The 24088-nt window shown below is 73.2% G+C and carries 19 protein-coding genes and 2 pseudogenes; 10 read left to right on the top strand and 11 right to left on the bottom strand.

Annotated elements, in window-relative coordinates:
- Positions 1 to 211: 211 nt before the first annotated feature.
- The 7 genes and pseudogenes from AFB00_RS17350 to AFB00_RS32045 form a co-directional block, all read right to left on the bottom strand.
- Complete coding sequence (locus AFB00_RS17350; RefSeq protein WP_156819596.1) at positions 212 to 1393, bottom strand: hypothetical protein; 1182 nt, start codon at positions 1391 to 1393, stop codon at positions 212 to 214.
- A 157-nt stretch (positions 1394 to 1550) separates the two neighbouring features.
- The gene (locus AFB00_RS33355; RefSeq protein WP_156819595.1) at positions 1551 to 2351 is read right to left on the bottom strand and encodes a hypothetical protein; all 801 of its coding nucleotides are present in this window, start codon (positions 2349 to 2351) and stop codon (positions 1551 to 1553) included.
- Positions 2348 to 3079, bottom strand: coding sequence for a hypothetical protein (locus tag AFB00_RS17340; RefSeq protein ID WP_156819594.1), 732 nt, complete (start codon positions 3077 to 3079; stop codon positions 2348 to 2350). The genes AFB00_RS33355 and AFB00_RS17340 overlap by 4 nt, the downstream gene beginning before the upstream one ends.
- 35 nt (positions 3080 to 3114) lie before the next feature.
- Positions 3115 to 3813 carry a GGDEF domain-containing protein gene (locus AFB00_RS17335; RefSeq protein ID WP_197519569.1) on the bottom strand — a complete coding sequence of 233 codons (699 nt, stop codon included), beginning with the start codon at positions 3811 to 3813 and terminating at the stop codon, positions 3115 to 3117.
- Positions 3814 to 3854: 41 nt separating this feature from the next.
- Positions 3855 to 4181 (bottom strand): diguanylate cyclase, encoded by a 327-nt coding sequence (locus AFB00_RS17330; RefSeq protein WP_068798103.1) that lies wholly within the window; start codon positions 4179 to 4181, stop codon positions 3855 to 3857.
- A gap of 1 nt (position 4182) precedes the next feature.
- Positions 4183 to 4668, bottom strand: coding sequence for a hypothetical protein (locus AFB00_RS33350; RefSeq protein WP_156819593.1), 486 nt, complete (start codon positions 4666 to 4668; stop codon positions 4183 to 4185).
- A 78-nt stretch (positions 4669 to 4746) separates the two neighbouring features.
- Positions 4747 to 5644: pseudogene (locus AFB00_RS32045) on the bottom strand (IS5 family transposase).
- 523 nt (positions 5645 to 6167) lie between these two features.
- Between AFB00_RS32045 and AFB00_RS34945 the strand changes: the two are divergent.
- A pseudogene (locus tag AFB00_RS34945) lies at positions 6168 to 6251 on the top strand (hypothetical protein); the annotation flags it as partial.
- Positions 6252 to 6518: 267 nt separating this feature from the next.
- Here the strand turns inward: AFB00_RS34945 and AFB00_RS17315 are convergent.
- Positions 6519 to 7112, bottom strand: a complete 594-nt coding sequence (locus AFB00_RS17315; RefSeq protein WP_068798102.1) for a TetR/AcrR family transcriptional regulator — start codon at positions 7110 to 7112, stop codon at positions 6519 to 6521.
- 66 nt (positions 7113 to 7178) lie between these two features.
- Here AFB00_RS17315 and AFB00_RS17310 point away from each other — a divergent pair, with 66 nt between their 5' ends.
- The 4 genes from AFB00_RS17310 (at position 7179) to AFB00_RS17300 (ending at position 9319) form a co-directional block, all read left to right on the top strand.
- Entirely contained in the window at positions 7179 to 7679 is a 501-nt protein-coding gene (locus AFB00_RS17310) for a DUF2867 domain-containing protein (protein WP_068798101.1), read from the top strand.
- Positions 7680 to 7789: 110 nt separating this feature from the next.
- Positions 7790 to 8128: a hypothetical protein gene (locus tag AFB00_RS17305; protein WP_156819591.1), complete on the top strand. Its 339-nt coding sequence runs from the start codon at positions 7790 to 7792 to the stop codon at positions 8126 to 8128.
- A gap of 478 nt (positions 8129 to 8606) precedes the next feature.
- Positions 8607 to 8732: a hypothetical protein gene (locus tag AFB00_RS35505; protein ID WP_257785235.1), complete on the top strand. Its 126-nt coding sequence runs from the start codon at positions 8607 to 8609 to the stop codon at positions 8730 to 8732.
- Between the two features lie 311 nt (positions 8733 to 9043).
- Positions 9044 to 9319, top strand: a complete 276-nt coding sequence (locus AFB00_RS17300; protein ID WP_068798099.1) for a hypothetical protein — start codon at positions 9044 to 9046, stop codon at positions 9317 to 9319.
- A 41-nt stretch (positions 9320 to 9360) separates the two neighbouring features.
- On the opposite strand, the gene AFB00_RS17295 is transcribed toward AFB00_RS17300, so the two are convergent.
- Positions 9361 to 9651: a class I SAM-dependent methyltransferase gene (locus AFB00_RS17295; protein WP_068798098.1), complete on the bottom strand. Its 291-nt coding sequence runs from the start codon at positions 9649 to 9651 to the stop codon at positions 9361 to 9363.
- A 37-nt stretch (positions 9652 to 9688) separates the two neighbouring features.
- Here AFB00_RS17295 and AFB00_RS17290 point away from each other — a divergent pair, with 37 nt between their 5' ends.
- On the top strand, positions 9689 to 10342 hold the full coding sequence (locus AFB00_RS17290; protein ID WP_068798097.1) for a TetR/AcrR family transcriptional regulator: 654 nt from the start codon (positions 9689 to 9691) through the stop codon (positions 10340 to 10342).
- Between the two features lie 374 nt (positions 10343 to 10716).
- Here AFB00_RS17290 and AFB00_RS17285 read toward each other — a convergent pair whose 3' ends face one another.
- On the bottom strand, positions 10717 to 11667 hold the full coding sequence (locus tag AFB00_RS17285; RefSeq protein ID WP_068798096.1) for an alpha/beta hydrolase: 951 nt from the start codon (positions 11665 to 11667) through the stop codon (positions 10717 to 10719).
- A gap of 65 nt (positions 11668 to 11732) precedes the next feature.
- Positions 11733 to 12959: a hypothetical protein gene (locus AFB00_RS17280; protein WP_156819589.1), complete on the bottom strand. Its 1227-nt coding sequence runs from the start codon at positions 12957 to 12959 to the stop codon at positions 11733 to 11735.
- Between the two features lie 678 nt (positions 12960 to 13637).
- Between AFB00_RS17280 and AFB00_RS17275 the strand changes: the two genes are divergently transcribed.
- The 4 genes from AFB00_RS17275 to AFB00_RS17260 are packed head-to-tail and all read left to right on the top strand — an operon-like array spanning position 13638 to position 24050.
- Entirely contained in the window at positions 13638 to 20732 is a 7095-nt protein-coding gene (locus tag AFB00_RS17275) for an amino acid adenylation domain-containing protein (protein ID WP_068798094.1), read from the top strand.
- Positions 20729 to 21901, top strand: a complete 1173-nt coding sequence (locus AFB00_RS17270) for an FAD-dependent monooxygenase (RefSeq protein WP_068798093.1) — start codon at positions 20729 to 20731, stop codon at positions 21899 to 21901. Before AFB00_RS17275 ends, AFB00_RS17270 begins: the two co-directional genes overlap by 4 nt.
- Entirely contained in the window at positions 21901 to 23208 is a 1308-nt protein-coding gene (locus AFB00_RS17265; RefSeq protein ID WP_068798092.1) for a phthiocerol/phthiodiolone dimycocerosyl transferase family protein, read from the top strand. Before AFB00_RS17270 ends, AFB00_RS17265 begins: the two co-directional genes overlap by 1 nt.
- On the top strand, positions 23205 to 24050 hold the full coding sequence (locus tag AFB00_RS17260) for an SDR family oxidoreductase (protein ID WP_068798091.1): 846 nt from the start codon (positions 23205 to 23207) through the stop codon (positions 24048 to 24050). The genes AFB00_RS17265 and AFB00_RS17260 overlap by 4 nt, the downstream gene beginning before the upstream one ends.
- Positions 24051 to 24088: the final 38 nt, after the last annotated feature.

Here is a 24088-nt window from a genome sequence, read left to right as displayed (position 1 = left end):
CGATCCTGAGCTCATCTGAAGCGTCGCCCCAGGCGCGCTCGCACGGCAGGGCACGCGAATGACCGGGCCGGTTCCTGGGGCGTTAACCGATCCAGGCGAGCGGTGCTCGCCAACACGGGGACTGTGCCACCGCGGTGGGCGTGCTCGTGGGCGTTTCGCCGGACATCACCGGCGTGGGCGATCTTGGCCGCGTCTGGTCGTGCCGGGGCGGTCATGAGACCGCTCGCAGGGGCGCCGTCGGGAGTAGCGCGGTGATCTGGCGGGCGATACCCACCGGGTCGGGGGTGACGTAGAGGCGGTGGCAGTCCACGGCCGCGAGGTCCTCGACGACCGTCCGGAACGCCTGCCCCATGCGGCCGGCCTCGGTCGGCGGGGTCGGGTCAGTGAGCCAGTCGTCGGTGGGTTCGTTCGGGCCCCGACCCGGGTCGATCAAGAACAACCGGGTCCGAGTCAACCGGGCACGCACCTCACCGCGGGCAATCGGCGGGCCGGGTGCTGTGTGGGGACTGCGGTCGAGTGCGAGTTGCGGCCAGAGCATCAGGCGCGGCCGGACGCGGGCGCGTAGCCGTCCCCCGGCGAGCAGGACGGCGTTCTGGGCCGGGTCGACGGTGACCGAGTGCCCGGTCATCTGCGCGCGGGGGTCCGGGGCGCCGAGCAGCGTGCGCAGCTGCGGATGCCCGAGCAACGCCCCGGAGCGCACGGTGACCGGCGCAGGCCACGGGTAGCCCACCAGGCCGCCGCCACGGCTGGTGTCGGGGTCGCGGGCGAGCAGAACTCGGTGATCGGCGACCAGATCCGCGGCGAGCAGGCGCAGCGCGGCCAGGACGGTCGTGGTCTTGCCGCTGGCGCGCAGTCCAGCGATCAAGACCCCGATCCCGGAGACGACCACAGCAGCGGCGTGGGCGTGCACCGCCCCGGCAGCGCGGAGCTGCGCGGTCATCGCCTGGCGAACCAGCTGCGGACCCCACCGGTGGCCCGCGGTCGAGTCGGTGGTGAGCACGCGCACCACGCCCTGGTCGGGGTCGGCGAGGATCAGGGTGCGGTCGCGATCGGCGCTGAACGCGTCCCACCGCCCGGTGTGCAGGTGTCGGATCGCGATGTCCGGGTCGGTGGCGCGCACCGGTGCGCCGGCGAACGCCCACGCCAGCGGCGCCAAGATCCGCTCGTCGACGACGTCAAGCTGGACCCGCCATCCCGGGCCAGGGCCGGCCACGGTGTAGGCGTGTCCGGCGAGGCGATCGGTCAGCCACAGCACCCGCCGATCGGCGCACACCAGGGTGACCGCCGCCCCGGTGTCCACTGTGGTGTAGCGGCGGGTGAACACCTTGCCGCCGTTCCTGGCCGTGGTGGGGTCGGGTAGCCCGGCCAGCAGCGCCTCCAGACGCGCGGTCACGCCGCCCCCGCCCGGTCCACGGCCGACCACTGCTCGTAGGGAACCGGTCGGCATGAGCCGGGGAGCCGCCCATGCCGACCGGAAGCCATCACCAGGACCGACCTCGCGGCACCAGCGACATGCGGCGCCGCGGCGCGGTCACCGTCCTCGATCGGGATCATCCGCGGTCACCTCGACCGCCGAGGTCATCCATTGCGACGACGACGCCGCCGACGTCTTCGAGGTCATCGACCATCGCCGCCTGCCGACGCGCGTCGAGCGCGAGGTGCCCGTAGGAGGGCACGACCACCGTCGGGACGTTGCAGCCGGCCACAGCCGCCACAAGCTGGTCGAACCCGTCCCGCGCGCCGGGCCGGGTCTCGGTGACCAGGTCGACGAGGTCGAATCCGCGCTCGCGGGTCCATTGCGCCAGCACGCGCGCGACACGGCGCTGTTCGGGTACCGACAGGCGCGCCGAACTCAGGTAGCCGATGGCCGGTCGAGCCCGTGCGGGACGGACGCCAATCGGTGCCGCCGGTTTCGCTGGCGCCGCTGGTGTCGGCGGTGCCGGAGCTGGGATCGTCGCGGCAAGGGCCCGACCAGTAGGGGTCAGCCGGTACACGTGCGGTGTGCGCCCTCCGCTGATGTGTCGCTGTCCGAGCGGTGGGGCCTGGGACGCGACCAGCTCGGCGCGTCGCAGGTGGCGCAGGCTGTGATAGGCCGAGGAGGTGGATGTCGCGGTGTCGAGGGCGCGCGTGACCTCGATGACCGACGCCCAGCCCGGGAGCCGTGCCAGCGCTGCGAGCACGGCGTCGCAGCGGGCGCCGAACGCCGCGCAGATCGATCGGCCGCACACCGGTACACCAGCCACGCCCCGCGACGGCTGCCCGACGTCGTTGCCGCACTTGAGACACCGCACCCGGTCACCGGCCGAGCCGACATCGTCGCCTCCGCCGGCCGTCGTCTCTGGTGTTGTCACGACGTCATCCAGACGTCCGCGAGGTCGGCCAGAGTCCGGGTAGGACACGGGGACGGCTGCGGGGTGTCGCAGAGCTCCGCGCACCCGCGGCAGTACCCCGCGGCGTCGGCGCAGTGCGCGGCGCGGATCTCGGCGCGCAACCCCTGGTCGGCGACCAGCACGGCAAGCGCGTTCCGCTCATCAGAGGCCAACGGATGCTCCGACAGCGGATGAGCCGCCAGCGACCGCGCAGCCGGTGACAGTTGTGGGGCGGTCCTACGGCGGTGCAGCACCTGACCGTCTCCGACGCGGTCGAAGATCCCGACCGTCAACGGCGGCACGCAGCCGGGACCGGTCGGCCAGACCAGCAGCCGCCCACCGGGCGCGAGCTGGGAAAGGCACGCCGCGACACGACGCCAGGCCCTCTGCTGCGCGGCCTGTCCGGCGTCGACGAGCTGCCCGAGCAGGATGGCGTCGTAGAGGCCGTGGCAGGCGGTGAGCGGGCCGGGTGCGGCGGTGAGGACTTCCGGGTGCCAGCCCAGGCGCTCCAACGCGGCTGCGGACTCCGCGCCGTCGCGCGGGTCGAGCTCGGCAAGGACCACGTGCCGGTCGCCCATGCTGCGGCACAACAACGCCGTCAACAGCGGGCCACCAGCCCCGGCCTGCAAGACCCGCATTGGATCCCCGCCCTGGCCGCACATGCCGCCGCCGTCACGTTGGGTTCGTTGCTCGCAGAGCAGCTCCACCATCCACGCCATCTGCTCAGAGGGCCTGCTCACCGGACTCACCACGGTGACCTCGCCTGACAGGTCGAGGTCGGCGCGACCGGCGTCCCGGTGACGCCGTCCGCTGTGGTCTCCACCGCGCGCACCGTGTTGCGTCCGGCCGCTTTCGCCGCGTACATCGCTCCGTCCGCTGCCTCCAGCAGAACCGACAGCTCAGGCGCGCTACCTGGCCGACCGATTGCGGCACCGACCGACACCGTCACTTCGGTGGTCTGCCTGTGGTCGGCGTCTCCGGTTCTTGTGCCGGCCAGCTTGGCGGCGCGCACGGTGGGCACCGGGACGCTCAGGTGCTCCACCCGCCGACGCAGGCGCTCGGCGATCCGTGCTGCCTGGGCGAGTTCGTGGTCATCGGTCAGCAGCGCGACCAGCTCGTCCCCGCCGAGGCGCCCGATCAGGTCCACGTGGCGAAGGCCGCGCCGGATCGTCCACACGACCTCGGCCAGCACCAGGTCCCCGGCAGCGTGGCCGAAGCGATCGTTGCACTGCTTGAAGTGATCCACGTCGAACAACAGCAGCGCCGGACGACGACCCGACTGCACGGCGGCCGCGATCTCGCGTTCCGCCCGCGTGCGCCACACCCCCCGCAGCAACGTGCCCGTCACATCGTCGTGGGCGGCGGACTCGAACACGTCCAGAATCGACACCCCCGCCAGCGGGTTCCGCGGCGGCGCAGCGGCCGCGCCATCCGAACCGGCCACCGACGTCAGCTCAGCTCGGCGCCCGAGCCGCGCACCCCCGGTCACGCCCGCCCTGCCCAGTTGGCTACCGGCCTGGCCAACGAGCGTCGCAGTGCCCCCACGACCTCGGCCAGCACACGATCCCCCGGAAGGTGTCCGAACGAGTCGTTCCACAACTTCAACCCGTCCAGGTCGATCAGCAGCAACGTCGGGCGACCGGTCGGCACGGCGGCAGCCGGAGCGCGTTCGGCTCGCGAGGTCCACGGCCGTCGCAGCAGCAGCCCGGTCACCTCGTCGTGAGCGGTGGAGTCTTGCGCGCCGAGCAGTGCGACGGCCGCCGGTCCGGGCCGTGACCCGTGGTGCTCGTTGAGCGCCGAGTTCGCGGTCATCTCAGATTTCTCCTGGTCCAGCGGTGCGCCGGGCGTGACGCCCCGGCGCGAGTTCGTAGTTTCTGTGAGACGGGCAGCGCGTCGCTTCGTGATCTCTGCCGCCGTGGAACCGGGCCAGCACGGCGCCGCTCATGGACACCACCCGAATCAGGCTGTCGACGACGGGCAGCGGGCAGCTCTGAGTCGGGACTCTGCGAGTCACCACGCGCTCTCGCGCCTCACGCAACCTCGACGCCGCGCAGCGAGCGCAGGCCAGACAGTCGGGACGTGGATCCGCCACTAGAGAGTCCGGCAGCACCACCTTCCCGCATACGGCCTGAAACCTCGGCGCGTCGATCCGGTGTTCGGCGGATGCGGCCAGTCCTTCCGCGTGCATCTGATCGTCGATCAGATGCCGACGGCCATCGATCGGACAGCCGACCGAGATCAGCTCTGCCTCTGAGAGGACGTGCGCCTCGGCGACCTGCCAGCCCTGAGACGCCTTCATCGCGCGAACCCGATGACGCACCGACGCCAACATCGAGGAGGCCTCGACAGTTCGACAGGAACGATCATGGAGGTGCCCCTAGGGTGTGTCTCCCAATGCGCGGAGCCAGGTGACGATTGCCTTCAGGACGGCGCCGCCGCGGAAGGTCAGGGCGAGCTTGTCGTAACGGGTGGCCAGCCCGCGCCACTGCTTGACGTGGCAGAACCCGCACTCGACGACGTTGCGGTTTCGGTAGTCGACCGGATCGAATGCGGGCGGTCGGCCACCGCGTGAGCCCCGTCGTTTGCGGTGTCCCTGCTGGTCAGAGGGCTCCGGAATGACAGCGATGATCCGGCGCTCGCGCAGGTGCCGGCGGATCGCGCGTGAGGAGTAGGCCTTGTCCGCGCGCACGCGTTCAGGCCGGGTCCGGGGTCGTCCCGGGCCCGGTCGGGCGATGCTCAGGCGCGCCATCAGGTGCGGAAACATTGGCGAGTCGCCGCCCTGGCCGGGGCCGAGGAGGACCACCAGCGGGCGGCCGTGCCCGTCAACGAGCTGGTGGATCTTCGTCGACAGCCCTCCGCGGGACCGTCCCAGCGCGTGATCTGCTGGTTCGGCGAGCAGATTCGTGTAGTTCGATCCGGCCCCCTGTGTCGCGCTTGAGGGTCGCGGCGTGCTGGTGGGCACGGATGATCGTGGAGTCCACGCTGACCGCCCACCCGAGCACCTCGGCGGCGTCGGCCTCGACCAGAAGAGCAGCCAGGATGTGGTCCCAGGTGCCGTCGCCGCTGTAGCGGCGGTGCCGCTTCCACAACGTCTGCCACGGCCCGAACTCGGCTGGGACGTCGCGCCAGGGAAGCCCGCACCGATACCGGTAGATGATCCCCTCGAGCACCCGGCGGTCATCGCGGAACGGGCACCCGCGACGACCCTCGGAGGAGGGCAACAGCGGCGCCAGACGGGCCCACTGGACATCAGTCAGGACAGCGGTACGCGGCACCGATCAAGCATCGCGCACCCCGCTCCGCCTATCTGGGAGACACGCCCTAGCAGCTCCTGCCCGCCGACCCGGCACAGCTCGGCCTCCACCAGGTCACACCACCGCAACACCCGACCACGCTCCCCCCGTGTCACCGCACGCACTCGCCCCGCCACCGATCCTCGTTACACACGGCCTAGCAGCACCTGCAGAGCCCGAGCACCCGGCCCGCCGCAGATCAGCAAACCCCGAACCGGACCCGGTGACCGACCCGCCTGACCGTTCACCGCACCACCACGAGAACGCCCCATAGGTCGGGACGTTGACAGCGAGGCGGTCGAGAGCCCGACCGGCGTCCGGGTCCGATCTTCTACGCGCTGAGGGCTCTGAGCGCTGCGGTGTGCACTCCGGGCGCGGCAGTCGGTCCCGAGCTCGCGATGACCCCAGGTGGCGAAAGTGGCGCGATGAACGATCTACCCGTGCCGTCCATCGCGGCTGAGCCGACCACGAACACATCGGGCACGCCCGGCCCGCGACCGGCCCGGTGCGGGAGGCGCTGCTGCAGGCGGCCCGAACCGAGCTCGCCGCCCACGGGCCCGGTGGGCTGAGCCTGCGCGCGACGGCCCGACGTGCCGGGGTGTCCCACGCGGCCCCGAAGCACCACTTCGGAGACCGGGCAGGGCTACTGACTGTGCCCGCCACCGACGGGCACCACCGGTTGACCACGGCGCTGCAGCGGACCCGCGACGTGCGGGGCACCGACCGGCCCGGCGAGGTGGTCGCCGATCTCGGGCACACACCTACCTCGGGTTCGCCCTCGCGGCGACGCCCCGATGCAGCCGCGTCCGGGGAGGGACCTCGACTCCGGACGCCGTCCCCGGTCCGCGGGCGACCGTCAGGCGTCGGGCCCAGGTGGTCGCAGCCCGTTGATCACGAGGTCGACCATCCGCTCGGCGAACGCGTCGTCCAGCGGCCGATCCAGGACGGTGGCGCGAGCAAGGACGACCCCGAGGAAGACGTCGAGCACGAGATCCAGGTCGACACCGTCACGGACCTCGCCACGTTCCTGGGCGCGGGCCAGCAGAGCACGGACCCGCGCGTACTCGGGGTCCACGACCTGCGCTCGCACGAGCCGGAGCAATTCCGGGCTCGTGGTCATCTCGGCGAGCATCGCCGGCAGGGCGGCCCTGGCCTCGGGCGCGTCGAACTCGGCGACCCCCCACCGGTAGGCCTCCAGTAGATCCTCGCGAACCCGTCCGCTGTCGGGCATCTCCCTGGCCTTGCTCTGACCGAACAGCGCCTCCGTGATCAGCAGCGCCTTGCTGGCATACCGCAGGTACAGCGTGGGCTTGCTGACCCCGGCACGCGCTGCGACGGCCTCCATCGACAGTCCGCGTTGCCCGACCTCGGCGATCAGGTCACGGGTCGCGGACAGGATCGCCTCGTTGATCGCGGGATCGCGGGGACGACCGGGGAGTCTTCTCGCCACGCCGCCAATCCTATACGCTGCGGCCAGATACGATACGGTACGTAAAGGAAACTAACTGGGGGCGAGATGACCCGACGGATCGACATCCCGCAGCACGTCACCACCATGCAACTCCTGGACCGGATCGACTACGGCGACGCGTTCACCGCCGACGTCCCACCGGGCGCACTGGACTCCACCCGAGCAGCCGAGCACGCGCAGGCGATCGCCCGCCAGGTGATGCCGCGGTGGATGACGGCCGCCGTCCTCGCGATCCACCGCCACGTCCTTGGACTGCAGCTGACAACATCGGACCAGTCCTCGCTCCTCCCCGGGTGGCGACTGCTGCGCCACGACCCGGACACCCTCGCCTACGGAGTGACCGGCGGACTGATCACGCCACGAGTCGTCCTCGTCGCGGCACCCGAACAGCTGATCGTCACGACTGTGGTGCGCTACGACCACCGCGCCACACCCGCGGTCTGGGCACTCGTGGCGCCCCTGCACCGACTCGTCGTCCGATTCGTCCTCGCTCGCACCGCACGTCGTGCGACGACCGCCACGACCAGCGGCCACCGGCCGCGATGACACCCGCGACGACATCACCCTCGGCAACCGCGACGACACATCCCGGCGATCGCGACCCGGCGCGGCGACGACACCTGGACCGTGAGCTACAAGTGATGCGCCGCAGGCCCATGGGCATCGGCGACCGAGCCGACCTCACCGTCACCATCCCCTACGGCAACCACTCAATCCGAACAGTCGCCGAGGCAAAGACGATCAACAACGTGGAAGTCGACACCGCGCTACGAGAACAGCTCGTCGAGCGTTACCTTCGTCCACTCGCACTGCGCCACGGGCTCTACCTCGTGTACTGGGTCCGTCGAGATCGCCGTCCTCCCGGATGGCACAAGTCCCGCGGCGAAGACCGCGACTCCTACCTCGACGAGCTCCGCGCTCAAGCCGACGCCGTCCGCGTCGACGGGTTCCACGTCGTCCCTTACATCTTGGACATCAGCCCACCGCCGACCTGAATCCCCACCTACGGAGCGATGTGGGCGCGCCGCAGTCAGACAAGGTCGGTCCGAACGCGCTCCTGGGCGGCTGCCGAACGTACTCTGTCGCAATAGCCTTGATCGACAAGCCGACGCTGGCTCCGGGGAGGCGGGTGCGCAGGTTCGAGGGCTGTCGATGGGCATCACAACTACGGGAACGACTCCGTCAGCCGCTCCGACGCCGCCCGGGGACGGCCAGTTCCCCGGACACGACCAGTTCACCGGCCGGTGAACCTGTCCCCCATGCTGTACGTGCCCCACCGCCGATCGGAACTGGCGATACCCATCGCCGCAGATCAAGACACTGACGACGACTACGGCCAGCGATTCGAACCGGCGACCCCGGGGTCACCGGGCAGCGTCCGGGTCGTGTGCGTCGACAACCGGAAAGCCGGTCTCTCGACCCCACCTGCGCCACATCCGGCCGTCGAGCATGCGTGCGCCTACCGTCGGGCGAATGTCGGCCGCGCCGTACCGGTTCGAGAATCTGGCCGACGACGTCGTCGTCGTGCTCGACGCGCTCAGCCGGGCCCAGACGCACCACCGCAGCAGCCGGACCAGACCGCGCGCAACGACCCTGTGACGTTGTTCGGTGGACGTGACGCGAGCGACCGACGGGGCGCCGGCCCGTCCGCCCGGCTGGATCACGTCACCGCGTGTTCCGGAGTCACACTGTCGGCCCGGGCACCGTGCCGTCGGTGGTGTAGGTGTGCAGGACCATGCCGCGGCGCACCGCGGGCACGACGCCGAGCGTGCGGAGGAACGCCGACATCGCGCCGCTGGTGCGCTGTACGGCCTCGTCCAGGATCGGCCTGTCCCGCTCCCGGACCAGGAGCGGGGTGACCGCCGCGTCCAGGTCTGCGCCGGTAGACCGGAACCCGGTGTCCGCTGCGCATGGCCGGCTGCCACCCGGTCGCCCGGACCAACCAGGGCGCGACGGCGTCGGCGACGAGCGTGCCGGTCGGCGCCGTGCCGTCCAGCGCGCCGGTGACGGCCGCCCGCACACCTGCCGGATCGAGATACATGACCAGCCCCTCGGCGACGACCAGCCGCGGGCGCCCGCTCGGGACCGACTCCCACCATCCGGGCTCGGTGACCGAAGCGGCGATCGTGGCGACGCCATCGCGTTCCGGGTACAGGCGCCTGCGCAGCGCGACGACCGACTCCTGATCGACGTCGAACCAGGCGACGCCCGGTCCGGGATCGACGGCCTACACCCGGCTGTCCAGGCCGCACCCCAGGTGGAGCACCACCGCGTCCGGATGCCGGTCGAGGAACCGGCGGGTGACGTCGTCGATCATCCGTGCCCGCGCGCAGATCATCGGAAGGTTCCCGTCCAGCGTGGACAGACGACCCGGCCTGTGCTCGACGCGATCGAGCAGGTCCGCGGCAAACCGATCGCCCAGGACGGGTCGCGCCGACGCCGCGTCCAGGGCGTGCAGGTGCAGTGTCATCAACATCGTCTCCTGCTCCTGGCGCAGAGAAATCCGGCCCGTGCTCATGCTGCTCCCGTCGACGTCTCCCTATTACGGTACACATGTGCACCGTAATGAGAGCGACGGAGTCCGGCAACCAGCGCGCCGGGGCCGCCCCCGGGAACGCCGGGCGGACGACGCGATCCTGGACGCGGCCCTGACCCTGTTCGCGGACGGCGGCCTGGCCGCGACGACGTTCGACGGCGTCGCCACGCACGCCGGGGTCAGCCGCAGCACCCTCTACCGGCGCTGGAGCACCCGCGACGACTTGCTGATCGCGGCGCTGCAGTGGTCACGCGCGCGGGCCGAGGCCGGGGTCGAGGACTGGGCGACCCGATCGCACGCCGACCAGATGGCGATCTTCACCCGTCTCGCCGTGCGCGGGCTGACCGACGCCGGCGGCATCGGGCTGCTCCGACACGTGACCGCACTGCCCGGAGACAGCCCGGTGCGGCACGCGTACTGGTCGACGATCGTCGCTCCCCGCCGGGACGTGTTCACCCAGCTGCTCGTCTCCGCCCGCGCCGCCGGAGACCTGCCGCAGGGCCCGGCACCGGACCTGTTGCTCGACCAACTGGCCGGGGCACTGACCTACCGCGCACTGGTCCACCCCACACCCCTCGACAAGGACACGGCCGAGCACTACCTCCGCCGCCTGCTCACCAGCCTGGGACTGGCCTCCACCCACGACGACCGGAGCACCGGACCGCACCCGTGACCAGCAGCGCATCCGGTCCGCCGCAACCGAACGTGACCGTTCCATCAGGCAGCCCGACGCCGGCCGGGCAGTGTCAGCACCTCGGAAACGACCAGCTCACCGGCCGGTGAACCTGTCCCCCATGCTGTATGTGCCCTGCCCTCGACCCGAACCTGCGAGGTGAACACTGCGGGGATATCCGGTCGGACGGGCCCGTAGGCACCACTTCCGGTCTCACGATGATCAACATCTCGCCCACCGCGGGTTCGGTGTCGCGGCACCGGTGGCTCGGCGGGAGTGTCCGGTGACCTCCGCGTCCGGGGACGTCGAGGTCCTGGTGGTCGGCCAGACCGGTCTGACCGCCGCCAACCAGCCGCGCGCTGCCAGGCGATGCGTCAGATCGAGGCCAGCACACGCACCCGATCGGAAAACGCGCGCCGGGCCACGTCGGAGTCCGGGGCCCACACGTCGAACAGGTGTGGCACGCCGGGGTGCAGGTGGTACTCGACGTCCACACCCGCGAGTCCGAGTCGCTCGGCGAAGTCCGCGGCCTCGGCGCGGAACAGGTCCAGCTGCCCGATCTCGACGTAGGCGGGTGGCAGACCGGACAGGTCGCGTTCCCGGGCGGGAGCCGCGTAGACCGGCACGTCCGGGCCGCCCGCGGCGTCGCCGAGCAGGCAGCCCCACCCGGTGCGGTTGTCGTCGGCGGTCCACATCACCATCGGGGCGAGGTGCGGGTCGGCGATCACGGTGCGATCGTCGAGCATCGGGTGCACGAGGATCTGGCGGGCGGGCGGGGGACCTTCCCGGTCCCGGGCCATCATCGCCACCGCGGCGGCCATCCCGGCACCGGCGCTGTCCCCCATGACGGCGACGCGTGCCGGGTCGGCGCCGAGCTCGATCGCGTGCTCGACGGCCCACAGGAACGCGGCGTACGCATCCTCGACCGCGGCCGGGTAGGGGTGCTCCGGGGCGAGACGGAAACCCACTGACAGCACCGCCACGCCGGACGCGACGGCGTAGCGGCGGCAGAGCGGGTCGTGGGAGTCCAGGCTGCCCAGGAACATCCCGCCGCCGTGGAGGTAGACGACCATCGACCCGGTGGAGGGGGTGGTGCCGCGGTAGAGGCGCAGCGCGACCGGCGCCCCGTCCGGGGCGGCCGCGACATGCTCGGTCATCTCCGCACCCGCCTGCTCCGGCAGCGCCGCGGTGTAGGTGCTGATCAGGCTGCCGCCGAGGTCGCGGCGGGTCTGCCAGTCCCCGGCCGCTGGCGCCGGTGCGGCGGCCGCGGCCGCGGCGATGGGTGCGATCGACTCGGCGACCTCGGTGTCCATCTGCAAGCTCATCGGTCTGCTCCTGACCGGGTTCATCGCGCCCCGGATCGACGTCGGCCGGTACGGATCGGCACCGGTCAGTACTGCTCGGCGAGGCGCACGACGGTGTCTCGCAGTGGTGCCAGTGCCCGCGCGACGCCGTCACCGGCCGCTCCCGGGCAAGCGACCAGGATCGACATCCGCTCGCCCACCGCGAGCGGCACGACGGCCACGTCGGCGCCGGGCACGAAGATCCGCCGGAGTAGGTCGTCCCGCCGTGGCGCCGGTTCCTCCCCGGTACGGGTCGCCACCGGCTGACCGCTGTTCAGTGCCTGGCGGATCGTCACGTTCAGCGGGCAGGGGTCGACGAGCGTCCGGTAGGCCTGCTGGACGGGGGCCAGCACCGGGTCGTCGAGTGCGCGCGCCTGCCGCAGCACGCGCGTGACCACGTCGGGCGACACCGCGAGGCACACCCGCTGCCGGGTGACGAGAAGCAGCCACACGTCACCGTCCGGCAGTGCCGCGACCGCATCGCGGACCTTACCGAACAGCGCCCGGTCGAAGGACGTCTGCAGCGCCGCGAGCGCGGCGCCCGCCCGCCGCTCCAGCACGTCGTAGCCGGTGCGAAGGGTGACGAGGAGGTGGTCGCGGACCCCGCCGAGGACGTCGGTCCCGAACGTGCGTGGGAGGGTGAGGCACACCGAGTCGAACCGCCCGATGCTGCCGTCCAGAGCGGTCCGGTGGTCGACGTACACGCCCGGTGCGTCCAGATCGGGTGTGGCGACGTCCTGCAGGGTCATCCGCAGGGTCCGTTCGCGCTGGAGGTCCGGCCGCAGCTTCAGCACCAACCTGTGGCCGCCCGCGTAGAGCACCTGCACGTCCGGTGCTGCCGGCTCGGCCCGCTCGTCCAGCACGTCGAGGACCGCCTGGGTGCACAGTGCCAGCAGCACCTGCTCGAAGCGGTCGAGCTGCGCGCCGACGTCGCCGTGCGACGCGCTGCCCAGCGGATGGTCGAGGCTGCGGGTCACGCGGCGGCGCAGGGTCGCTGCGGACGGCGGATCGGGACCGACCATCACCGGACCCGCCGGCGGAGGCTCGGGCCGGACCGCGACCCGCCCGTCCGCCGCGCCGGGCCGTGGCGACGGCGGACCGGCGGGCGCTGCCGGCGGTACGCCTCCGGTGGCGCCGTACCAGAGACTGCGGAACTGCTCGATGTCCCCGTGGAGGAAATGTACGACGCGGTGCACGGAATCCCACGGAGGAACCTCGGGCGCAGTGAAGATCTTGGACAGGGTGGTATGACTGCAACCGACTCCGCGGGCCATCTGACGAAGGCTCGGCCACCCGGCCCGATGATGGAGTTCATGCAGTGCCTCGTGCAATTCTCGGGCTGGCCCGTCCGGCAGTGGAGGTCGGGTGAGGGGCTTCATGCAAGTAGTCCTCGCACGTTATTCGACGGTTTATCTGCGGCCGCGCGAACGGCGTGTCACGGACGTCGTCAATGACCCCGTGGCCGGGCCGGGTACGCGGTCCGGCGCGGTCGCGTGGCGTGCTCGCCACCCTCCGCGAGGGCGCTTCCGACCTGGCGTGACCAGGGCCGAGCACCCTATCCCGTGCGTCAGCCATGTAACCAGCAAATCGGACACATGTCCAACTTCAGGCAGGAATCGGACCGTTTCCCCTGCTCGTGGGCTCAACCCCGGACCGTAGGCGGCGACCCACCGCACCGGCGCGGAAGCCGGTCCGTCCGGCGCCCGCGCAGGGGTGGGCGACCCGGACCCCACCGGCCCGGCCCGGAGGGACCGGCGCGCCCGGGGACCGCCGCCGTGGTTCGTGCGTGGTCGATCCTGGCAACTTCGCAACCCGGATGGACATCACTGGCGCCGTCGTGGCTAATGCGTTGTCGAATACGCCGTATTGCGTGTGACGTGTTGTCCGAATCACCGCGGCGATCAACCCGGTGCAACGACCTGTCCAGAGCGAGGGGATTTCTGGTGAATTCGGTGAGACACGATCCGACCGAACTATCGGCGTATCAGAGGGACATCTGGGCCGCCGCGGCGCAGGATCCGGAGCACCCGCAGTTCACCGTCGTCGTCGCGGAATGGCTGGACGGGCCGGTGGACACGGCACGCCTGCTGCGCTGCACCCGCCAGCGGGTGGCCCGTACCGACGCGCTGTGCCTGCAGGTGACCGAGCGGGCGGGCTCGCCGGTGCAGGTCGTCGATCCCGACGGCGTGACGGTGGACGTCCACGTCCCGGAGGAGGGCGTCGAGGAGTGGATCGCGGCGGCGGCCGACCGCGCGTTCGTTCCCGGCGACGGTCCGCTGGCGGCGGTGACGCTGCTGACCGACGGGCCGGACCGGTGCGTCCTGGTCGTCGCCGCGCACCACATCGTCGCGGACACCCGGGCCCTGACGCTGTTCACCGACGCGGTGCTGACCGACTACGCCGGAGCCGGGCCCGAACGGGACGGGCGGTCCTACCTGGACGCCGTCGCCGACGATCTGGCCTACCGGAGCTCCGACGAGCATGCCCGTGACCGCGCCGCGCTGGCCGGGGAGCTGGCCGACGCCGTGCCGGTGCTGTTCGGCCGCGACACGACAGGTTCCGGTGCGCGGCACCGCCTGTTCCTCGACGGCCCCCTGGTCGACCGGATGCTGGCACTCGGCGAGTCACCGTTCTCGTTCGTCGCGGCGGCCGTCGCGACCTACCTGTCCCGCGTACACCACGCCGAGGAGGTGATCATCGGGGTACCGCTGCTGAACCGCCGGACGGGCCGGGACGAGTCGACCGTCGGTCAGTTCGCCAACACGCTGCCGCTGCGGCTGTGGACCGACGGCACCCGCACCCTGCGCGCGCTGGCGGGCGAGGTGCGGGCGTCGACGTCGTTCCTGCGCCAGCACGAGCGCCTCTCGCTCGGGGACCTGCTGCGCGAGCTGGAGCCGACCGCGGGCGGTCCGCGCACCCCGTTCGACGTCACCGTGTCCTCCCTGCGCCACCCCCGGCCGGTACAGGTGCCGGGGATCCGGCGCACGACCTCGCACCGCGCCTCGGCCCACCGCGGCGACGCGCTCGCGATCCACATGCACGCGGTCGAGGGCCGGCCGGGGATCGAGGTCGACCTCCACTTCGGCGAGGGCGTCTTCGACGACGACCTCTCGGCCGCCGCCGTGGTCGGGCACCTGGAGAACCTGATGCGCGCGGGCGTCGAGGACCCGCTGACACCGGCCGGCGGGCTGGCCATGACCACCCCGGACGAGCGGGACCGGCTCGCTGTCATCGCGGCCGGTCCCGAGATCGACCATCCCGCGGACCTCACCCTGACCGAGCTGATCGAGCGGTGTGTCGACCGGGATCCGCACGCGCCGGCCGTCGTCGGCGACCATCCCCTCACCCGGGCGGAGCTGGACGCACGGGCGAACCAGGTCGCGCGCGGGCTGCGGGCCCGCGGCGTGCGGCGCGGCGACCGGGTGGCGGTGCTGCTGGAGCGCGGCCCCGAGCTGCTGCCCGCCGTGCTCGGCGTGCTCAAGGCCGGCGCGGCCTACGTGCCGGTCGACCCGTCCCACCCGGCGGAGCGGATCGGGTTCGTGCTGTCCGACAGCGGGGCGTCGGTCGTGCTCGTCGGGGCCGGCGCGCCGGTGCCGCCGCCGGCGGGTGCGGTGCCGGTGGCGGACCTGCTGCACGGCCCGGACGGGCGGCTCGGCCCGATCGCCGGCGCCTCCGATCTGGCCTACGTGATCTACACGTCCGGGACGACCGGACGCCCGAAGGGCGCCATGATCGAGCACCGGTCGGTGGTCAACCGGCTCGGCTGGATGCAGCGCGCCTACCCCATCGGTGGCGGCGACGTGCTGCTGCAGAAGACGCCGGTCTCGTTCGACGTCTCGGTGTGGGAACTGTTCTGGTGGGCCGTGGACGACGCCGCCGTGTCGCTGCCTCCGCCCGGCGCGCAGCGCGACCCGGAGCTTCTATTGGACGCCGTCTCGGCGGCCGGGTGCACGGTGGTCCACTTCGTACCGTCCATGCTGGAGCCGTTCCTCGGTGTGGTGGAGGCCGCGCCGGACGGCCGCGACCGCACCGGGTCCCTGCGCCGGATCTTCTGCAGCGGGGAGGCGCTCCCGCCGGCCCGTGTCGAGCAGTGCGCTCGCGTGCTGGGACCGGACGTGCAGGTGGTGAACCTCTACGGGCCGACCGAGGCGACCGTCGACGTGTCCTACCAGGACTGCACGACGGAACCGGGGGTGACGCCGCGGCGGGTGCCGATCGGCCGGCCGATCGACAACACCTCGCTGTTCGTGCTCGACGCGCATGGCAACCAGCAGCCGGTCGGTGTACCGGGCGAGCTGTGCATCGCCGGTCGTCAGCTCGCTCGCGGCTACCTCGACCGGCCGGACCTGACCGCCGAGAGGTTCGTCGGCTGCGCGTTCGCGCCGGGCGGGCGGGTGTACCGGACCGGCGACCTCGCCCGCTGGACGGCGGACGGCACGCTGGAGTTCCTGGGCCGGCTGGACGAGCAGGTCAAGGTACGCGGGAACCGGGTGGAGCTCGGTGAGGTCACCGACGCGGTGCGCCGCCTGCCCGGCGTGCGCGATGCCGTCGTCGTCGACCGGACCGCGCCGGACCTCGGGACCCGGCTCGTCGCCTATGTCGTGACCTCCGGCGAGCCGGATCCGGCCGGGTACCGCGCCGGGCTGGCGTCGACGCTGCCGGACTACATGCTCCCGACCTGGTGGCTGCGGATCGACGAGGTCCCGCTCACGGTCAACGGCAAGACCGACCGGCGGGCGCTGCCGGACCCGGAGCCCGCGACGACCTCGGCGGGGGCCGAGCCGTCCGGGCCGGTCGAGGTCGCGCTCGCCGACGCGTGGGCCCGGGTGCTGGGCACCGGGCCGGTCGGCGCCGACGACGACTTCTTCGTGCTCGGCGGCGACTCGCTGCTGATGCTGCGTGTCCGGGCGGAGGCGGCCGCGGCCGGCGTGCACTTCTCGCTCACCGACCTGCTGCGCGCGCCGACGGTCGCCGGGCTGGCCGCCGTCGCGACCCGGGAGGCGACCGGGCAGGCGCCGGTCGAGCCGTTCGAGCTGGTCCCCCGGGTGGACCGGGCACGGCTCTCCGGCGTCGAGGACGCGTTCCCGGCCCCGCGCCTGGCGCTGGGCATGCTGTTCCACAGCAGCCGCGGAGCCGGCTCCGAGCACTACCGCGACGTGTTCCGCTACAGCCTGTCGATGCCCTGGGCGGAGCGGGAGTTCCGTACCGCGTTCGACGCCCTCGTCCGGCGGCACCCGGCCATGCGCAGCTCGTTCGACCTGGCCGGCACGTCCGAACCGCTGCAGCTCGTCCACCCGTCGGTCCCGTCCCCACTGGAGGTCGTCGACCTGCGCGGCCGGCCGGAGCGCGACGCGGAGGCCGAGATCGAGCGGCACGTCGCCGAGCGCCGCCGGCACCCGTACGCCGTCGACCGCCCGCCGCTGCACCTGTTCCGCGTGCACGTGCTGGACGACTCGGTCGAGCTGGTGGTCAGCTTCCACCACGCCGTGTTCGACGGCGGCAGCGTCGCCCACCTGCTGTCCGAGCTGTTCGCCGACTACCGGCACGCGCTGGGCGAGCCGGTGGACCCCGTCCCGGACCTGCCGCTGCCCGCGCCGGCCGAGCACGTGCGCGACGAACGCGCCGCTCTGGAGTCCGGGGACGACCGCCGGTACTGGGCCGGGGTGCTCGACGGTGCCCCCCGCACCCGGATCGAGCCACTCGCGCCCACGTTCCCGCCCGCCGGCCGGACCCACTTCGCCCGCAGGCTCGACCTGGACGACGATCTGGTCACGGCCGTGCGCGCGCTCGCGGCCGAGCACGCGGTCCCGGTCAAGTCCGTGCTGTTCGCCGCGCACTGCCTGGTGCTCGGCCGGCTGACCGGCGACGACGAGATCGTGACCGGACTGGTCACGCACTGCCGGCCCGAGCGCCGGCACGCCGAGCGGATGGTCGGGCTGTTCCTGAACACGGTGCCGGTCCGGCTGCCCGTCGACGGCACCGCGCTGGACACCGTCCGGACCGCGCTGCACCGCGAACGCGAGGGACACCCGCACCGCCGCTACCCGCTCAGCGCCATCCAGCAGGACCTCGGCAGCACCCCGGTGTTCGACACGGCATTCAACTACGTGCACTTCCACGTGCTGGAGTCACTGCACACCGGCGACCGGGTGCGCCTGGACCGTTTCCGGACCTGGGAACGCACCGAGTTCGCGTTGCTGGTCAACGCGTTCACCGACCCCGGCGACGGGAGCGTGACGCTGCGGCTGGACTTCGACGGCGAGCAGTTCGCCCCGGAGCAGGCCGATCTGGTGGAGAGCACCTGGCTGACCGTCCTGCGCTCGCTGACCACCCGCCCACACCGGCCGGTCGACGGTCCCGACCTCGCCCCGGCGCCCCGGACCGCACCCGCCGCGCACCCGGCGGAGACGGTCGTGCAGTGGGTCGACGACCGGGTACGCACCGCCCCGGACGCCCCGGCCCTGATCGACGGCGACCGGACATGGAGCTACGCGCGACTGGACCGGGCCGCGCGGGCGATCGCGCACGGGCTGCTGGCGGCCGGTGTCCGCCCCGGCTCGGCCGTCGGGATCGCGGTCGGGCGGTCCGCGGAACTGGTCGCGGCCGTGCTCGGCACCGCCATGGCCGGCGCGGCGTGCCTCCCGCTGGACACCTCGTACCCGCCGGCGCGGATCACGGCCATGCTCGACCGGGCCGCGCCCGCCGCCGTCCTCGCCGGTTCCGACGACCTGCCGGACGTCGGGATACCGGTGCTGCGCCCGGACGACCTGATCGCCACCCCGGCGGACCCCGCCGCGGTGCTGCCCCGTCCCGCCGCCCACGACCCCGCCTACATCCTGTTCACCTCCGGCTCGACCGGCGAGCCCAAGGGCGTCGTGATGCCGCACCGCGCCCTGGCCAACCTCGTGTGCTGGCAGAACGCTCGGGACAGCGGCGCCGTGGGCGGGCGGACGCTGCAGTTCGCCCCGATGAGCTTCGACGTCTCCTTCCAGGAGGTCTTCTCCACGCTCTGCGGCGGCGGGACACTCGTGCTCGTCGCCGACGAGCTGCGCCGCGACCCCGCCGGGTTGCTGCGCCTGCTCGACTCCGCCCGGGTGCACCGGGTGTTCCTGCCCTACGTCGCGCTCGAGCAGCTCGCCGACGCGTCCGCGCTGCTGGACATCGTCCCGTCGGCACTGCGCGTGGTCGTGTCCTCCGGCGAGCAGCTGAGGGTCTCCGACCCGGTGCGGGCGCTGTGCGCCGCACGCCCCGGCATGGTGCTGGAGAACCAGTACGGCCCGACCGAGACGCACGTGGTGTGCGCGCACACCCTGGCCGGCGACCCGGCCCGGTTCCCGGCGCTGCCCCCGATCGGGCGGCCGGTGGACGGCACCGAGGTCGCGGTGCTGGACCGGCGGGGGCGACCGGCCGCCGTCGGAGCCCGCGGGGAGATCCACATCGGCGGCGCCTGCCTGGCCGACGGGTACGTCGGGCGTCCGGACCTGACCGCGGAGCGCTTCGTCGCGCACCCGGACCGTCCCGAGGACCGCCTCTACCGCACCGGGGATGCCGGGATCGCGCTGGCCGACGGCTCGGTCGTCTGCCTGGGCCGCCTGGACGACCAGATCAAGGTCCGGGGGTTCCGGGTCGAGCCGGCCGAGGTCGAGCTGACCGTGCGGCGGGTCGCCGGACGCACCGTGCGCGACGCCGCCGTGGTCGCGGTCCCCGGTGACGGCGCGGATGCCCGGCTCGTCGCGTTCCTGGTCGCGGCCGGCGACGGCCCGGTGGACGGGACCGAGGGGCTCGACGGGATCCGGCACGGCCTGCGCACCGAACTGCCCGAGCACCTGGTGCCCGGCCACCTGCAGTGGATCGCCTCCCTGCCGACCACCCCGAGCGGCAAGCGCGACGACACCGCGCTGCGCGCCGTGCCCCTGACCGGACCGGCCGGCGGGACCCCGGCCGCGCCACGCGACGCCTACGAGCACGTGCTGCTCGACATGGCCGGCGAGCTGCTGTCCCGCTCCGATCTCGGCGTGCACGACGACCTGTTCGCCGCCGGGGCCACGTCGCTGACCGCGATGCGCCTGGTCGTACTGATCGAGCAACGCTTCGGCGTCGCCGTGGGGCTGGGGGCGTTCGCCGGCGCACCGACCGTCGCCGACGTCGCGGCGCGGCTGCGGGACGGCCGGGCGGAGGCGGCCTACGACCCGCTCGTGACGCTGCGCGCGGACGGGGACGGCCCGCCGCTGTTCCTGGTGCACCCGATGGGCGGCAACGTCCTCTGCTACCTACCGCTGGTCCGGCACCTGCCGGCCGGGTACCCCGTGTACGGGTTGCAGGCGGCCGGCACGGAGCCGGGCAGCGAGCCCGTCGACTCGGTGGAACGGATCGCCGGGGCCTATCTGGACGCCGTGCGCCGGGTCCGGCCGGACGGCCCCTACCGGCTCGCCGGCTGGTCGTTCGGCGGGTTCGTCGCGTTCGAGATGGCCCGCCTGCTACGCGCGGCCGGGGAGGAGGTCGACGAGCTCGTCCTGATCGACTCGATCGCCCCGGGCACCGGGGACCGCAGCACGGCCGACCCGGACGCGTTGATGCGGTGGTTCTTCTGGGAGCTGCTGTGGCTGCGGCACGGCAGCGGGACCGCCGCCGTCGACCTGCCGGCCGCCCTGGACGAGCACCACCGGTTCGAGCACCTCGCGACGCTCGCGGTGGACGCGGGCGTCCTCCCGCCCGGCAGCACCGGGGCCCTGGTCCGGCGTCTCTTCGCGATGTTCCGTGCGCACTGGACCGCGCTGGACGGCTACCGGCCGGCGCGGACCGACCAGGACCTGACCCTGGTGCACGCGACCGGCCCGCTACCCCCGGTGCTCGAACCGCTGCACGCCTCGCTGGACACCCAGCACGCCGACGCCACCAACGGGTGGAGCAGCTGGACCGACGGCCGTCTCGACGTCGTCGACGTCGACGGTGACCACCTCGACCTGATGGAGGAACCCCACGTGCGCCACGTCGCCGACGTCCTCGCCCGCCTGCTGGGCCGCACCCGGGCGGGGGTGACCCGATGAATCCCGGCCTCTCCGCCGTCGTCGTGGGCTCCGGTATCGGGGGCCTGTCCGCGGCCATCGCCCTGCGCCGGGTCGGTGTCGACGTCCACATCTACGAACGGGCCAGCGGGATCCGCCCGGCCGGCACCGCGCTGTCGCTGATGAGCAACGCGATCGCCGCGCTCGACGAACTCGGGATCGACCTCGGCCTGGCTGAGCGCGGCGCGGTCGTGCGGCGCTTCGACATCCGGACCCGGCGGGGACGCCTGATGCGCCGGATGCCGTTCACCGAGATCTGCGACGACCTGGGCGCCCCCAGCGTCTGCATCAGCCGCTCGGACCTGCAGGCGGCGATGCTCGACGAGCTGCGCGACCCGCCGCTGACCACCGGAGCGACCGCCACCGGGTTCGAGCGCGAGCCGGACGGACGGGTGCGGGTCGACTTCGCCGACCACCCCAGCGCCCGGGCCGACCTCCTGGTCGGCGCGGACGGGTTCGGCTCCCGGATCCGGGAGGCGCTCGCCGGGCCGGAACCGGCGAGGGACAGCGGCTACGTCTGCTGGCTGGCCGTCGTCCCGTTCGACCACCCGCGCCTGACGCCGGGCTACATCGGCCACTACTGGGGCGCGGGACAGCGCTTCGGCCTGATCGACATCGGTCACGGGCGGGCCTACTGGTGGGGCACCCGCAACATGCCGGCGACCGAGTCGGCGAACTGGACCGGCGGCAAGGCCGGCGTGCTGCGGGCGTTCGACGGCTGGGCGCCGGAGATCCGCGAGATCGTCGACCGCACGCCCGAGTCGTCGATCATCGCCGTGCCGAGCCGGGACCGGGCGTTCCTGGAACGGTGGGGATCGGGTCCGGTGACCCTGCTCGGCGACGCGGCGCACCCGATGCTGACCAGCCTCGGGCAGGGCGCCGGGATGGCGGTGGAGGACGCCGTCGTCCTCGCGCACAGCGTGTCCCGGGCCCCGGACGTGGAGACCGGGCTGCGCGCCTACGAGGACGCCCGGCGCGACCGGACCCGCGCGATGGTCGCGAACTCCCGCGCGGTCAGCGACATGGAGCAGATCGAGCGCCCGGTGCGCCGGGTCCTGCGCGACCTCTACATGCGCACCGTCCCGCGGCGGGTGCTCACCGAGCGGGCCCGCGCGGCGCTGGCGTTCCCGGGACTGGCGGGGGTGGCGTGATGGATCCCCGCCCGTTGAGCCCGCTGGAACGCTGGTACGACGTCGCCGACCGGATCAGCCCGCTGAACGTGGTCGGCCGGCTGACCGTGCACGGCCCGGTCACGGTCCCCGCGCTGCGGGACGGCCTCGACGCGGTGCAGCGCACCCATCCGCTGACCCGGGTCGCCGTCGGCGGCGACGGGCCGCGGCCGCGCTTCGTCCCGGCCCGTGCGCCGGTCCCGTTGCGGGTGCTGACCGGGGACCGGGAACCGGGCGTCGTCGAGGACGAGCTGGCCCGGCGGATCGACAGCCGGACCGGGCCGCTGCTGAGGGCCGCGGTCGTGCTCGCCGAGGACGGCTCCGGCGCGGACCTCGTGCTCACCGCCGCGCACAGCATCGCGGACGGGACGACGGTGCTGTCCCTGTTGCAGGAGTGGGTGGAGCGGGCCGCCGGGACGACGGCGCCGGCGCGGCCGGGCGTCCGCCCGACCGAGGAGCTGTTCCCGGCGCCGGCGCGGGGCCGTCCGGGCGCCGCGGCCGCCCGGGCGAAGGCCGGGCGGGACCACGCGGACCTGGCCCGGCACCGGCCGGCGCGGGTCGAGGCGGACCGGATCGTGCCGCACGCGTCGCGGCGCACCGGGCTGGTCCGCCGCGAGATCGCCGGCCCGGCGCTCTCCGCTCTGGTCATCGCCTGCCGCGCGGCGGGGGTGAGCGTGCACGGCCTGCTCGGGGGCACGCTCGCCCGGGTCGTGGCCCGGGAGTCCCCCGGCGCCGGGTGCATGGTGCTCGGCTCCCCGGTGGACTTCCGGGCCGACCTGGAGCCCCCGGTGGACCGGCACGAGGTGGGCAGCTTCGTCGCGACGCTGCCGACGGTCGTCGACACCACGGGTGACCCGTGGGACGCGGCCGCCGCGATCGGCGACGACCTGGCAGCACGGCGCGCCCGCGGCGAGCACTTCTCGATGATCACCGAGCTGGGCCGGGCCGCGCCGGCGACCCCGGACGCGGCCGGGCCGTTCCTCGACCGTCTGGACCGGGAGGGCCCGATCAACCTCTGCCTCACCAACCTCGGCGTGTGCGCCGTCCCGGACCGGATCGGCCCCTGGGACGTGAGCGGCGCCCGGTTCGCGGCCGGGATCTCGGTCGTCGGGCTGCTGGTGGCCGCCGTCACCACCCACCGCGGCGTGCTGTCGATCGATCTCACGCACGTCGAGGACGCGGTCCCGGCCGCCCGCGCGGCCAGGATCGCCGACGGATGGCTCGACGAGCTGACCGGTCTGGTCGCCGCGCGGCGCCCGATCGCCGCACCGGCCGGGGTGGCCCGGTGAGCGCCCGCGGAACGGTCCTGGTGACCGGCGCGTCGTCCGGCCTGGGCCGGCACTGCGCGCTCACGCTGGCCCGATCCGGGTTCACGGTGCTGGCCGGCGTGCGCCGCGGCACCGACGGCGAGCGGATCGCCGCCGACGCCCGCCCCGGCGCCGTGCACCCGCTGCGGTTCGACGTCACCGACGAGGACGCGGTGCGCGCCGCCGCGGCCGAGGCGGAGCGGCTCGGCGGGATCCGGGGCCTGGTGAACAACGCCGGGATCTGCGTCTCCGCGCCACTGGAGTGCCTGCCGCCGGATGAGCTGCGCCGCCAGCTGGAGATCAACGTCGTCGGTCAGGTCTCGGTCACCCAGGCGTTCCTGCCCCAGCTGCGCAGGCATCGGGGACGGATCGTGAACGTGACGTCCGGCCTCGGCAGCCTGGCCGTGCCGTACATGGGTGCCTACGCGATGGCGCAGTTCGCCAAGGAAGCCATGAGCGACGCGTTGCGCCGCGAGCTGGCACCCCTGGGCGTGCGTGTCTCGGTCGTGCAGCCCGGTGCGATCCTGACCCCGATCTGGGACAAGGTCTCGGACACCGCCGACGAGGTGCTCGCTCGCTCACCGGACGTCGCGGACACCTACCGGGACGTGTTCACGCGGTTCCTGCGCGGCAACGCCGAGGGCGCCCGCACCAGCAGAACCACACCGGACGACGTCGCGCGCGCGGTGCTCCGGGCGCTGACCGCGGCCCGCCCGCGGACCCGCTACCCGGTCGGCCGGGACGCCCGCTCCGCGGTGCGCCTGGCCCGGCTGCTGCCGGACGGCCTGCTCGACCGCCGGTTCGTCCCGCTCACCCACACCTGAACACCTCCCCGCGCCGCGGGGCCACAGAGGAGAAGGAG

The sequence above is a fragment of the Pseudonocardia sp. HH130630-07 genome (assembly GCF_001698125.1).
GTDB lineage: Bacteria > Actinomycetota > Actinomycetes > Mycobacteriales > Pseudonocardiaceae > Pseudonocardia.
The sequence above is the reverse complement of the archived record's forward strand: the minus strand, read 5'-3'. Positions and strand labels throughout refer to the sequence as shown.